The 13,241-nt window shown below is 74.3% G+C and carries 11 protein-coding genes; 4 read left to right on the top strand and 7 right to left on the bottom strand.

Annotated elements, in window-relative coordinates; all coding sequences use genetic code 11:
- Window positions 1–15: 15 nt before the first annotated feature.
- A complete protein-coding gene (locus ACYVLT_RS01430) occupies window positions 16–153 on the top strand; it encodes a hypothetical protein (protein WP_461118214.1) in 138 nt (45 codons plus the stop codon).
- Here ACYVLT_RS01430 and surE read toward each other — a convergent pair.
- Genes surE through ACYVLT_RS01400 form a run of 6 tightly spaced genes read right to left on the bottom strand, consistent with a single transcriptional unit; the run spans window position 150 to window position 8,838 of the window.
- The gene (gene surE, locus ACYVLT_RS01425; RefSeq protein ID WP_461118213.1) at window positions 150–890 is read right to left on the bottom strand and encodes a 5'/3'-nucleotidase SurE; all 741 of its coding nucleotides are present in this window, start codon (window positions 888–890) and stop codon (window positions 150–152) included. The genes ACYVLT_RS01430 and surE overlap by 4 nt on opposite strands.
- Entirely contained in the window at window positions 887–1,807 is a 921-nt protein-coding gene (locus tag ACYVLT_RS01420) for a PfkB family carbohydrate kinase (RefSeq protein ID WP_461118212.1), read from the bottom strand. Before ACYVLT_RS01420 ends, surE begins: the two co-directional genes overlap by 4 nt.
- A 33-nt stretch (window positions 1,808–1,840) precedes the next feature.
- A complete protein-coding gene (locus tag ACYVLT_RS01415) occupies window positions 1,841–3,097 on the bottom strand; it encodes a hypothetical protein (protein ID WP_461118211.1) in 1,257 nt (418 codons plus the stop codon).
- Window positions 3,090–3,722, bottom strand: a complete 633-nt coding sequence (locus tag ACYVLT_RS01410) for an RNA polymerase sigma factor (protein ID WP_461118210.1) — start codon at window positions 3,720–3,722, stop codon at window positions 3,090–3,092. Before ACYVLT_RS01410 ends, ACYVLT_RS01415 begins: the two co-directional genes overlap by 8 nt.
- Before the next feature lie 44 nt (window positions 3,723–3,766).
- Complete coding sequence (locus ACYVLT_RS01405) at window positions 3,767–5,038, bottom strand: M1 family metallopeptidase (RefSeq protein WP_461118556.1); 1,272 nt, start codon at window positions 5,036–5,038, stop codon at window positions 3,767–3,769.
- Window positions 5,035–8,838 (bottom strand): Pls/PosA family non-ribosomal peptide synthetase, encoded by a 3,804-nt coding sequence (locus tag ACYVLT_RS01400; RefSeq protein ID WP_461118209.1) that lies wholly within the window; start codon window positions 8,836–8,838, stop codon window positions 5,035–5,037. Before ACYVLT_RS01400 ends, ACYVLT_RS01405 begins: the two co-directional genes overlap by 4 nt.
- Window positions 8,839–9,204: 366 nt before the next feature.
- On the opposite strand from ACYVLT_RS01400, the gene ACYVLT_RS01395 reads away from it, so the two are divergent.
- Window positions 9,205–9,768, top strand: coding sequence for a carboxymuconolactone decarboxylase family protein (locus tag ACYVLT_RS01395; RefSeq protein ID WP_461118208.1), 564 nt, complete (start codon window positions 9,205–9,207; stop codon window positions 9,766–9,768).
- Window positions 9,769–9,990: 222 nt separating this feature from the next.
- On the opposite strand, the gene ACYVLT_RS01390 is transcribed toward ACYVLT_RS01395, so the two are convergent.
- Window positions 9,991–11,073, bottom strand: coding sequence for an LLM class flavin-dependent oxidoreductase (locus ACYVLT_RS01390; protein WP_461118555.1), 1,083 nt, complete (start codon window positions 11,071–11,073; stop codon window positions 9,991–9,993).
- A gap of 71 nt (window positions 11,074–11,144) precedes the next feature.
- Between ACYVLT_RS01390 and ACYVLT_RS01385 the strand changes: the two genes are divergently transcribed.
- Both ACYVLT_RS01385 and ACYVLT_RS01380 read left to right on the top strand, forming a co-directional pair.
- Window positions 11,145–11,606, top strand: a complete 462-nt coding sequence (locus tag ACYVLT_RS01385) for a MarR family winged helix-turn-helix transcriptional regulator (protein WP_461118207.1) — start codon at window positions 11,145–11,147, stop codon at window positions 11,604–11,606.
- A 367-nt stretch (window positions 11,607–11,973) separates the two neighbouring features.
- Window positions 11,974–13,215: a cytochrome P450 gene (locus ACYVLT_RS01380; RefSeq protein ID WP_461118206.1), complete on the top strand. Its 1,242-nt coding sequence runs from the start codon at window positions 11,974–11,976 to the stop codon at window positions 13,213–13,215.
- Window positions 13,216–13,241 lie beyond the last annotated feature (26 nt).

Genomic DNA, 13,241 nt, shown 5'->3' with positions numbered 1-13,241 from the left:
GAGGGAGGTCACACCATGGGCAAGCACAGACTGGGCCAGTCCGAGGGACGTCAGTGGGGCGGTCCCGACCTGGTCAACGGCGCCGAGGACGCGCCGGGCCGGTCCGACGGCGAGCAGTCCGAGGCCGCCGCGGAACGCGTGGAGGACGACTAGACCTCGATGTCCGGGTCCTCGGCGACCGAACGCAGTGGCGTGACGGTCGCCCGACCCTCGGCCAGCAGGGCCGCGTCGGTACCGGGTGCCAGCGCTTCCTCGGAGAGGACGGCGGCGAGGCTGATGCTGCCGTCGTCGGTGTCCTTGACCCTGGTCCGCACCGCGCCGAACTCGGCCAGGCCCGCGCGCTTCGGCGCACCGACCTCGGCGAGGTTGGGCACGTTCAGGTTGAGCACCGCGCCGGGGTCGAGGGCCGCGACCCGGTCGAACAGCTCGGCGGCCACCGCGACGGCGGTGTCCCAGTGGTGCGCGACGTCCGGGTCGAGCCCCACGTCCAGGGACACCGCCATCGCGCGTGCGCCGTTGATCGCGGCGGTCAGCGCGGCGCCGACGGTGCCGGAGTGCAGCACCGCCCGGCCGACGTTGGCGCCTCGGTTCACGCCGGACAGCACGATGTCCGGCGGGTCGCCGAACGCGCCCTGCGACGCGACCAGGGCGATGAAGCCGGGGTGCGCGGAGACCGCGTAGGCGGGCACGTCCGGCAGTCCGGGCAGCTCGCGCCGCCGCACCTCGACGCGCCGGTCGTCCTCGGCGGCGGTCAGGCCCGCGCTCGTGCCGCTGGACTCGCGTGCGGGCGCGGCGACCACGGTCGTCCACCCGTGCGCCACCGCACCGCGCGCCAGGGCGACCAGCCCCGGCGAGTCGATGCCGTCGTCGTTGGTGATGAGCACCCTCATGCGTCCTCCCACGGGCGCAGCCGCACCCGCTCGACCAGCTCGCGCACCACGTCACCGCTGCCGGTGCCGAGCCCGTGCCGGGTCACGTTGACCGCGCCCGCCGCCGCGCCCAGCTTCAGCGACTCCTCCACGGACTGGCCCAGGGCGAGCCCGGCGGCCAGGCCCGCGGTCATCGAGTCGCCGCCGCCGCGCGTGTCGACCGGGCTCAGCTCCGGCACCTCCACCAGGTACAACGCGCCGTCGATGCACGCGAGGGTCTCCTCGGCGGCGCGGGACACGACCACCGTGCTCGCACCGGACTCGGCGACCTTCCGGCAAGCCGCGACGAGGTCGGGCAGCGAGTCGGACGCGGCGAGCCCGTCCGACACCAGCTCCTCGTGGCTGACCTTCACCACCTCCGGCCCGCCCGCGAGCGCGGCGGCGAGCCGTGCGCCGGACAGGTCCACGACCACGCGGCAGCCGTTGCCGCGCAGGTCCTTGGCGAGCCGCTCGTAGACCGAGTCGGGCACCGGGGTGTCCTGCGCGGCGGGCCCGCTGAGCACCGCGATGCCCGCGCCCAGCGCCTCGACCAGCGTCATCTCGTACAGGTCGTCCAGCTCGTGGCGGGACAGCGCGTCCGCGGGCATCCGCACCACCTGGTCGCGCCCGCCGTCGCGCCGGTCGTGCACGTACCCGCCGTTGCGGGCGGCGACGTCACGCGCCTTCAGCTCGACCCCGATCAGGTGTCGCAACACCTGGCCGGTCTCACCGCCCAACGCCGAGCACAGCACCACCTCGGCGCCCAGGGACTCGATCATGCGCGACATCCACACCCCCTGCCCTCCGGCGTGGATGTGGATGTCGGGCGTGCCGTCCAGCTCTTCCACCGTGACGGTCAACTCGGGGGACGGCGCGAATACCGCTACTCGACCGGGCATAACGGACAGCTACCCGGTTCCACCGTGATCGAATCACGCGAGCGGGAGTTCCTCCAGCACGGTCCCGGACGCGTCCTTGACGACGATCCGCACCTCCCGGTCGTCCGACCTGAGCCCGGGCACCACCACGGAGCCGGCCACGGGTCCGACCGTGATCCCGGCCTGGCCGGGGCCGACCAGGGTCACCGTCGCCACCCGGACGTCGGTGATCTCCGCGACCAGGGCTTCGGTGTTCGAGGCGCGGTACGTGGTGTCGCCCCGGGTGACCTCGCCGAAGCCGTAGAACATCCGCACGCCGCGCAGGGTCGTGCCGGTCACGAACGTCCCGGCCGACCGCGGTGCGCCGGCCCGCCGGAAGTCGTGCACGGTGACGGTCCCGTCCTCCCGGCACAGCGCCAGCAGGTCCTGGTAGTGGCCCAGCCGCACCGACTCGGTCGCGGTGAGGGCGGCCGCCTGCCCGGCCCGCCAGGCGGCGGCGTCGGGAACCGGCGGGGACTGGTCGGCGAGGCACTCGGCCGGCCGGTGGTCTTCGGGGCGGTGGGCGTCCTCGACCGCCACCGGCCGGTCGACCACCGTGCCGGACGGCGGTGGCGTGGCCAGCTCGAACCTCTGCACGAGCTCGGCGGAGGTGGCCACCTCCGGTTGGGCGAAGACCCCCTCCGAGACGAGGCCGTTGGGCATCAGGAACACCCGGTCCACGCGCGCCACGACGGCGCCTCCGCGCTGCTCGTCGGTCCGGGGGACGAGTCTGAAGGAACGGGGGTCGGTGCCGGTGAACCCCGCCATCGACCCGGTGGCCGTGGTGAACGCGACGGCGAGCGCGCCGGGATCGGCCTGCGGCGACGACACGGTGACCGACATGGGGGTCGTCTCGCAGAACACCGTCCCCGCGCTCGTCCGGAACGCCGTCAGGTCCACCCGGTGCCGGGAAGCCGTGGCGATCGGGGTCCACCGCTGCGCCGGGGGCAGCCCGTTCGACCGGGCCCGGCAGCGCTGCTCCGCGCCGTCCGGGGCGGAGCCGGTGCGCAGGTCGTACCAGGCGGACGCGTCCTGGAGGGGCAGTTCGGGGACCTCGCGCGCGGTCGAGGAGGTCGCCGAGGTCGAGTCCTCGCGACCGGTGAGCTGCACGGCGAGGGTGGTCGCGGTGACCGCGGCCACCGCGATGGCGGCGACCTTCAGCGGGAGGCGGCGCGGTGGAGGTGCGTCCAGCCCCGCGCGCAGGCGGGTGAGCGCGGCGGCCCGCACCCCGTCGGGCAGCGGGCTGTCCGGTGGCAGGTCCAGGTCAGGCATCGGGATCCTCCTTGATCAGCTCGCGGAGCCGGGCACGGGCACGGGACGTCCGGGCGCGGACGCTGGCCTCGGCGATGCCGAGCAGCCGGGCCGCGTCGGCGGTGGAGACCTCGCCGAGCAGGCACAGCCGCACGACCTCGCGTTCGGCGCGGGGCAGGCGGTCGACGGCCTCGACCACGCGGCGCAGGCGGCGTTCGGCGAAGTCGCCGTCCACCACCGCGTCGGCGTGGTCGCGTTCGGCGGACGTGCGGGACAGCCGCTGGAGCAACGCGGTCAGCCGCCTGCCGGCGCGGCGCTCGTCCCGGGCCAGGCGGGCGGTGACGGTGAACAGCCACGGCCGTGCGGAGTCCCGCGTGAGCACCGCCGCGCCGCGGGTGCGCCAGGCGTTGAGGAACGCGGTCGACAGCAGGTCGTCGGCCTGCGCCCAGGACGCGGTCAGCCGGTAGGCGTAGTTCCACACCGCCTCGGCGTGCCGCTGGAACAGCTCGGTGAACGCGGCGTGCGCCCCGGGTCCGTCGGCCGCGATCGCCCGCCACAGCTCGGCGTCCGACTCGGGCGGTGGGCCGACGCCGGGGGCGTCGGTCAACGCCACCACCCCGCTCGGCTTCGCGGAAGTTTGTCCCATGCCGGGTATGAGGACGCCGAGCGGCGAGTGCTGCGTGACCCGTGTCACATGACGGGCAGGCGTGGCTCCGCCAGCCAGGCGCGGAAGAACGCGGTCAGCGGCTCGGGCGCGCGGCGCTGGGCCAGTGCCACGAAGTCGCCGGTGGTCGCGGTGCCGTGCCGGTGGCCGTCGGTCCACTCGCGCAGCGTGCCGAAGAAAGCCGCGTCACCCAGGCGGGTCCGCAGCCCGTGCAACGTCAGCGCGCCCCGCTGGTAGACCCGGTCGTCGAACAGGTTGGCCACGCCGGGGTCGCCGATCCGGAGGTCCTGCGGCGACCGGGCCAGCCGGGCGTGCGCGCGGGCGGCGTGCGCGGCCGCGGTGTGGCCGCCGGAGCGCTCCGACCACAGCCACTCCGCGTAGCAGGCGAAGCCCTCGTTCAGCCAGATGTCGCGCCAGTCGGCCAGGCCGACGCTGTTGCCGAACCACTGGTGCGCCAACTCGTGCGCGACCAGCCGCTCGTGCCCGCGGTTGCCGTCCACGTGGTTCGCGCCGAACACCGACATGCCCTGCGCCTCGACCGGCACCTCGAGGTCGTCGTCGGTCACCACGACCTGGTAGGTCCGGAACGGGTAGGGGCCGAACAGCTCCTCGAACACGCTCATCATCCGCGGTTGCCGGGCGAAGTCGTGCCCGGCGGCCCGCAGCAGCCGGGCGGGCGCGGCCACGTCCTGGCCGTCGGCCAGCCGCAGCCGTTCGTAGTGGCCGATCTGCACCGACGCGAGGTAGGTCGCCATCGGCTCGGCCTGCTCGTAGACCCACGTCGTGCTGCTGCCGCCGGTGCGGCGCCCGACCGGCACCCCGGTGGCCAGCACCGCGTACGGCGACGGCGCGGTGACCGCGATCCGGTAGGCCGCCTTGTCGCGCACCAGGTCGTTGCACGGGAACCACGAGGGCGCGCCGATCGGCTGGCTCGCCACCAGCGCACCGTCGGCGAGCTGGTCCCAGCCCAGCTCGCCCCAGTGCCGGGAGCGGACCGGGCGGGCGACGCCCGAGTACCGGACCTCGACGGTGAACGGTCCGTCCACCGGCCGCGTCGGGCGCACGCGCAGCTTGCCGCCGCCGTGCACGTGGCGCGCGGGTCGGCCGTCCACCAGCACCCGGTTGACGGTCAGCGTGCCGAAGTCGAGCACCACGCGCGCGCACGGTCCCGCGGCCACCGCCGACAGCGTCGCGCGCCCGGCCAACCGGCCGGTGTGCGGCTTGTAGTCCAGCTCCAGGTCATAGTGCGTGACCCGGTAGCCGCCGTCGCCGTGGTCGGGCAGGTACGGGCCGGTCATCGCCAGGCGGAGATCGGGTTGCCCAGCCACCGCGTGCCCGCGGGCACGTGCTCGCCGCGCATCACCAACGACGCCGGGCCGACCGTCGCGTGCGCGCCGACCGTCGCACCCGGCAGCACGATCCCGTGCGGGCCGAGCGTGGCCCCGTCCGCCAGCTCCACCTCGTCCATGCGCAGGATCCGATCGTGGAACAGGTGGGTCTGCACCACGCACCCCCGGTTGACCGTCGCGCCGTCACCCAGCCGCACCAGGTCCGACTCGGGGAACCAGTACGACTCGACCCACGTGCCGCGGCCGACCCGGGCGCCGAGCGAGCGCAGCCAGACCGCCATCACCGGCGACCCGCCGGCCGAACCGACCAGCCACGGCACCGCGAGCACCTCGACGAAGGTGTCCGCCAGCTCGTTGCGCCACACGAACCCGCTCCACAACGGGTGCTCCCGCGCCCGGAACCGGCCCACCAGCAGCCACTTCGCCGCCGCCGACACCGCGCACGCCAGCACACCGGCCGCCAGCAGCACCAGCCCGGCGAGCAGCGGCCAGGCCCACAGGGACATCACCGCGCGGATCGCGAACAGCACGCCGACGACCAGCGCCACGTGGCACATCACCGGCACGATCCGGCACAGCTCGACCAGCGCCCGGGCCACGACCAGCCGTCGCGGCGGGTCGAACGTGCGGCTCTGGTCGCCCTGCTCGGCCGCGCGGGGCAGCTTCATCGGCGGCATGCCCAGGTACGAGCTGCCCGCCTTGGCGCGCTTCGGCGTCGCGGACAGCACCCCGACCAGGCCCCGGTTGGGCACCGAACGGCCGGGCGCCGTCATCCCCGAGTTGCCCAGGAAGGCGCGCTTGCCGACCCGTGCGGCGGCGATGCGCAACCAGCCACCGCCCAGCTCGTAGGAGGCGACCATGGTGTCGTCGGCGAGGAACGCGCCGTCGCCGATCGTGGTCATCTTCGGCAGGGCGAGCACGGTCGAGGCCTCGACCCGGCGGCCGACCCGCATCCCGAGCGCCCGCAGCCACACCGGCGTGAACAGGCTCGCGTACAGCGGGAACAACACGACCCGGGCGGTGTTCATCAGCCGTTCGGTGGTCCACGCCTGCCAGGCGATCCGGCTGTGCACCGGGTACGTCCCGGCCCGCAGCCCGATGCCGAGCAGCCGCACGCAGACGAGCACCAGCAGCGCGTTCGAGCCGAGCCAGGCCACCGTCGCCAGCGGCACCGCGAGCAGCGCCGAACCGAGCGTCAGCGGCTCGCGCACGACCAGCAGCACCGCGGGCACGGCCGCCGCGACCGGCAGCAGGCCCAGCACCGACGTCGTGAACGCGTAGACCAGCTTCCACCACGTCGACCGCGGCGGCCGCGGGCCGGGACGGGAGGCCTTGCCGTCGCGTTGCGCCGGGACACCGGCCCACCGCTGGCCCGTGGGCACCGAGCCGGTCACGCCCGAACCGGGTGCGACCTCCGCCCGCTTGCCGATCCGCGCGCCGGGGAACAGGGTGCCGCGCGCGCCGACCACGGCGCCCGCGCCGACCCGGATGCGGCCGACGTGCAGCCGGTCGCCGTCCACCCAGTGCCCGGACAGGTCGACCTCCGGCTCGATCGCGCAGCCCTTGCCGAGCTTGAGCATGCCGGTCACCGGCGGCGCGGTGTGCAGGTCGACGTCCGGGCCGATCTTCGCGCCGAGCGCGCGGGCGTAGTGCGTGAGCCAGGACCCGGCCAGGTTCGTCGCGCCGCTGAACTCGGCGAGCCGTTCGGCGGTCCACAGCCGCAGGTGCACGCCGCCGCCACGGGGGTACGTGCCGGGGCGCAGGCCGCGCAGCAGCAGCCGCGCGCCGCCCGCCGCGATGGCGATCTTGCCGGGCGGGCTGACGAACGCCAGCCACCCGGCGGCGATCCACCACCACGACACCGGCGTGGTGAAGCCGAGGACGTTGCCGGCCGCGGCCAGCGCCACCGACCAGCGCAGCCCGACCAGGCTCAGCAACGGCACCAGCAGCAGCGACTGGACCACGCCGGTGCGGCGGGGTGTCGGCACGATCTCGCGGGTGGCGGCGCGGTGGCCGCTGAGCTCGTCCAGCCGCGCGGCCAGCGCCCGCAGCGTCGGGTGCTGGTAGACGTCGTGGACCGACCCGCTGGGGTAGCGGGTGCGGATCGTGGAGACGAGCCGGGCCGCGGCGAGGCTGCCGCCGCCGTGGGCGAAGAAGTCCGCGTCGGGGTTGCCCACCCGTGCGCCCAGCAGCTCCGACCACTGCTCGGCCAGCCACCGCTCGGTGTCGGTGAGCCCTGTCACCTGCACGGCCGCGTCCAGCGACGGCAGCGGCCAGGGCAGCGCGGCCCGGTCCACCTTGCCGGACGTGCGGGTGGGCAGCGTGTCGACGGTGGCCAGCAGCGGCACGATGGCCGCGGGCAGCGCGTCGCGCAGCCGGGCCGACGCGGCGGCCTGGTCGAAGCCCTCGCCCGCCACCACGTACCCGACCAGCACCTGGTTGCCCGCCCTGGTGGTGCGCACCGCGGCGGCGGCGCCGGCGACGGACGGCAGTGCCTGGAGCGCCGCGTCCACCTCGCCGAGCTCGATGCGCCGCCCGCCCAGCTTGATCTGCTCGTCGGCCCGGCCCAGGAACAGCAGGCCCTCGGGCTCGGCGCGGACCAGGTCACCGCTGCGGTAGGCGCGGTCCCAGCCCAACGCCGGCAGCGGCGCGAACTTCTCCGCGTCCTTGGCCGGGTCGAGGTAGCGGGCCAGGCCGACGCCGCCGATCACCAGCTCGCCGTCGCCGCCCATCGGCACCGGCGTGCCGGTCGCGTCGACCACGGCCAGTTCCCAGCCGTCCAGCGGCAGGCCGATCCGGACCGGGCCCTCACCGGTCAGCCGGGCCGCGCACGCCACGACGGTCGCCTCGGTCGGCCCGTAGGTGTTCCAGACCTCCCGGCCGTCCACGGCGAGCCGTTCGGCCAGCTCCGGTGGGCACGCCTCGCCGCCGAAGATCAGCAGCCGGACGTCGTCCAGCGCGTCCACCGGCCACAGCGCGGCCAGCGTCGGCACCGTGGACACCACCGTGACCTCGCGCTCGACCAGCCAGGGGCCCAGGTCGAAACCCGTGCGCACCAAGGCGCGGGGCGCGGGGACTAGGCACGCGCCGTTGCGCCAGGCGAGCCACATCTCCTCGCACGAGGCGTCGAAGGCGACGGACAGGCCCGCCAGGACCCGGTCGTCGGGGCCGATCGGGTCCTCCGGCAGGAACAGCCGGGCCTCGGCGTCCACGAACGCGGCGGCGGCGCGGTGCGAGACCGCGACGCCCTTGGGCTTGCCGGTGGAGCCGGAGGTGAAGATGATCCACGCGTCGTCGTCCGGCGAGGGCGGGCCGACCAGGCCCATCGGCGTGCCGCGCGGCTCCAGCTCATCGGTGATGACCGCGCACACGCCGGCTTCGCCGAACACGAGTTCGGCGCGCTCGTCGGGGTCGTCGGCGTCCACCGGCACGTACGCCGCGCCGGCCGCCAGGACCGCCAGCACCGCCACGTACAGCTCGACCGTGCCGGACGGGACGCGGATCCCGACCCGGTCGCCCACGCCGACGCCGGCCGCGGCCAGCTCGCGGCTCCGCGCGTCGACCACGTCCAGGAGTTCCCGGTAGGTCAACGACGTCGTGCCGTCGTCCAGGGCGGGCGAGTGGGGGTGCCTGTCGGCCGTCTCGGCGAGGATGGCGACCAGGGTGCGCTCGGGCGCGGCGACGCCGGCGCGGAACAGCGCGGGCGTGTCGATCAGCGTGGGCAACGCGGTGTCGGGGGCGATGGTCACCGGCGGGCACCGGTGGGAACTGGACGCACTGTGTAGTCCTCCGAGGAGTGGGATCGCTGCTCCGCACCCGGGGGGACCGGCCAGGCAGCCTCGGTGGTCGCAGCCGCGAACCGCCGACGTGCGACTTTACCGGTGATTCACCCGACCGTCGCGTCCACGTGACCGCAAGTGGGTGGTGTCACACAGCGTCATGGTCGTGCGCCGGGTCGACCCAGGGGAGTGAAAATCCACAGTGGACGGTGGTTTCTCCCGGAGTGCTGTCCCGGCGGGAATGCGTCGGATAATCCGCGCCGCGCAAGGGTTCTCGGCGACCATCGAGTGGTCAGGTCGGGTGTGGAAGCGCCCGACGGAAAGAGGGGGGACCTCATGACACGCATCCAGTTGGACGACACGGACAAGCCCGGCGTAGCCGGGTTGCTCGCGTACCGCCCGGAGGCCGCGGGACCACTGCTCGACCTCACCGAGGTGCTGATGCGCGACGAGAACACGCTGAGCCGGGGTGAGCGCGAGTTGGTCGCCGCCCTCGTCTCGGAGCGCAACGGCTGCCGCTGGACGAGGCGGATCCACGGTTCGTTCGCCGCCGCCCAGTTGGCCGGCGGTGCACGGCTGGTGGACGAGGTCTGCGTGGACCTCGACCACGCGCCCATCCCGGAGAAGCTGCGCGCGTTGCTGCGCCTGGCCGAGACCGTGGCGGTCGGCGGCAAGGCGGTGACCGACGAGGTGGTCGACCGGGCGCGCGACCTCGGTGCGACGGATCGCGAGATCCACGACGTGGTCCTCATCGCCGCGACCTTCTCGATGTTCAACCGGTACGTCACCGGCCTCGCAGCCGTGGTCCCCGACGACCCGGAGGTGTACCGGCGGTACACCGAACGGTTGCTGGCGACCAGCTACCCGGTGCTCGGGGGTGCGCGGACCGCGGCCGAGTGACGGCCGGCCGGGGGCGACCCTGCCGCCCCCGTCACGCGCGCCGCGCCACCCCGCGCGCACCTCGCGTCACCGCCGCCGCGCCATCCGGCCCGCGTCACCGGGCCCGCACCGCCCGACCCCGCCTCACTCGGTCCGCCTCATTCGGCCCGCGTCACCGGGCCCGGATCATCCGGCCCCGCCTTATTCGGCCCGCCTCACTTGGCCCGCGTCATTCGGTCCGCCTCATTCGGCGCCGACCTCCGGCGAGCCGACCTCCGCTGAACCAACCTCCGCTGAGCCGAGTTCCGCGCGCACCAAGGGCATGACCTCGGTGCCGAGCAGCTCGATCGCCTCCATCACCAGTCGGTGCGGCACGCCGGACCAGTCCATCTGCATCGCGTAGCGGTCCGCGCCGACAAGTCGGCCCACCGAGATGAGCCGTTCCGCGATCTCCGCCGGGCTGCCCGCGAAGATCGACCGCGCGCCCCGCGTCCACTCGTCGTACTCCGCCCGCGAGGGCACGGGCCAGCCGCGCGCCCGGGCGCCGTACTTCATCGTCTCCAGCCAGTACGGGTGGAACGCCTCCTTGGCGTCCTGCGAGCGACGGGCGATCAGCCCGATCGCGCTCATCGTCACGTCCGAGCCCGCCGGGTCCTGCTCGCCCGCCTCGCGCGCCCGCCGGTACAGGTCGACCAGCGGCGCGAAGCGCTCCGGCTCACCGCCGATGACCGCGTACACCACCGGCAGGCCGAGCACCCCCGCGCGGATGGACGATTCCGGGTTGCCGCCGGTGCCGACCGAGATCCGCAGCCGCGAACCGTACGGCCGCGGGTACACGTGCGCGTTCCGCAGCGGCTCGCGGAACCGCCCGGACCACGTGATCGGGTCCTCCCGGTCCAGTCGCACCAGCAGTGCCAGCTTCTCCTCGAACAGCTCGTCGTAGTCCTCCAGGCTCGCCCCGAACAGCGGGAACGACTCGGTGAACGACCCGCGCCCGGCCAGCAGCTCGGCCCGGCCCCGGCTGAGCTGGTCGAGCGTGGTGAACTGCTGGTAGACCCGCACCGGGTCCTCCGTGCTGAGCACGGTGACCGCGCTGCTCAACGTGATCCGCGACGTGACGCTCGCCGCGGCGGCCAAGACCGTGCCGGGGTTCGAGATCGCGTAGTCGGCCAGGTGGTGTTCGCCCAGCCCGTAGAACCCCAGGCCCAGCTCGTCGGCCAGCTTGATGCGCTCCAGCGTCTGCGCGAGCTTGTCCGCGACCGAAACCCGCTCACCCGTCAGTGGGTCGGCGTGCCGGTCGCCGAAGCTGTAGACACCGAGCTGCATTCCCTTTGTGGACACGTCAACAACATAGCGCAAGGATTGATGACGCGTCAACATCTTGCTAGCTTGGGCGCATGGACGAACCGCGGTGGCTGGACGAGCGGGAGGCGCGGGTGTGGCAGGCGTACCTGGCGGTCAACCGCGAGCTGCACAGCGCGTTGGAGCGGCAGCTGGTGCGCGACTCGGGGCTGTCCAACGCGGACTACGCCCTGCTGGTGCCGCTGTCCGAGGCGGCGGACGGTGTCGTGCGCTCACGTGAGCTCGGCGCGCTGGTCGGCTGGGAGCGCAGCAGGCTGTCCCACCAGATCGGGCGGATGGAGAAGCGCGGACTGGTCGCGCGCGAGGAGTGCGCGGAGGACGCGCGCGGTTCGATGGTGCGGCTCACGCCCGCCGGGCGTGCGGCGATCGAGTCGGTGGCGCCCTCGCACGTGGAGACCGTGCGGCGGTACGTGTTCGACGGGTTGTCGGCCGAGGAGGCGGACGTGCTGGACCGGGTGTTCCGCCGGGTGCTGGACCGGATCGCCGCCGACGGCTGAACGGACCGGCCTAGGGAAAGGACCCGGCGGCAGGAAGCCCGTGACGGGAAGCCGGCGTCGGGGAAAAGGGGCCGCGCGGGTGCGGCCCCTCCCCGTCCCCCCGGGATGCCGTGCGGTGGCCGGGCGGCCTGCCCGCTCGGCCGGTGTCCGGCCGTCGGGGTGCCGAACACCCTTCAGCGTCCCGTACTCGTGCGGGAGTCCGCATCAGCAAACCTCCGTATGTGCCTCCGTATCCGCGATGTCACGGCTACGTGCACCGATCTCCGTACGCTGTCACCCGGAATACGGAGAGCGGTGGATGCGCGGCGTGTGGCGTTCACACGAAAGTGGACGCCGTATCACCCCGATCGCATCACAAGGAGACGACGTGCAGCTGACCGCGGAGTTCGCCCCGGACCGACAGGCCCTCGTCGGCGGCCCGCTGCGCGGATGGCAGCACCACGCCCACGAGGACGCGCTGGCCCGCATCGGCCCGGCGCACCCGGCCGAGCTGCCCAACGGTCTCGAGGTCTTCGTCACCACCATGGGGTTGGAGGCGACGCGCGCCCTGCTGGGCGACGAGCGGCTGGCCAAGGACGCCGCCGGGCTGCGTGCCGCGATGCAGGACCAGTTGGCGCGCAAGGGCCGGCCGACCGACCTGTCGCGCATCATCGGCCCGTCGATGCTGAACACCGACCCGCCGCACCACCGCAGGCTGCGCGCGCTGGTGTCGCAGGCGTTCACCGCGCGCCGGATCAACGCTCTGCGCCCCGCGGTGGAGAAGGCCGCGCGGGAGATGGTCGCCGCCCTGCCGGACGACGCCGACCTGATCGAGGGCCTCGCGTTCCCGCTGCCGCTGGCGGTGATCTGCGACCTGCTCGGCGTGCCCGCCGAGGACCGCGACCGGCTCCACCACTGGACCGCGGCGATGATGACCGAACGGCCCGAGCTCGTGGTGCCCGCCTCCGACGCCATGTTCGGCTACCTGGCCGGCCTGATCGAGTACAAGCGGGAGCAGCCGGACGACGCGCTGCTCAGCGGGCTGGTGCAGGCGCAGGTCGACGGCGAGCGGCTGACCCCGGAAGAGCTGCTGACGACCGCGATCCTGCTCGTCGTCGCCGGGCACGAGACGACGACCGGTCTGATCGGCAACGCCGCCGTGGCCCTGCTCTCGACGCCGGGCGCGTGGGAGGCGCTCACCCCCGACACGGTGGCCGCCGCGGTCGAGGAGGCGGCCCGCTGGGACCCGCCGGTCCGCGTCACGCCGCACTACCGGGTCACCGCCGACATCGCCCTGCCCGGCGGCGTCCTCCCGGAGGGCTCGGTGGTGATGATCGGGCTGGGCACGGCGGGGCGCGACCCGCTGGTGCACGGCCCGACCGCGGGCCGGTTCGACCCGACGCGCGTGCCGGCGGCGGGCAACGCGGCGCTGGGGCACGCGGCGTTCGGGCACGGCGTGCACTACTGCCTGGGCAACCACCTTGCCCGGATCGAGGCGCAGGCCGCGTTGACCGCGTTGCGGGCACGTGCGCCGCGCGCCCGGCTGGCGGTGGACCCGTCGGAGTTGGAGCGCGGCGACAAGGTCGTGCCCAACACGTTCGCCGCGGCGAACGTGCTGCTGGAGCCGTGATCACGCGGTCGTGATCACGCGGACGG

This window comes from Saccharothrix stipae (assembly GCF_054781895.1).
Note: the sequence above shows the minus strand (reverse complement) of the source record. Positions and strands in the feature narration are given on the sequence as shown.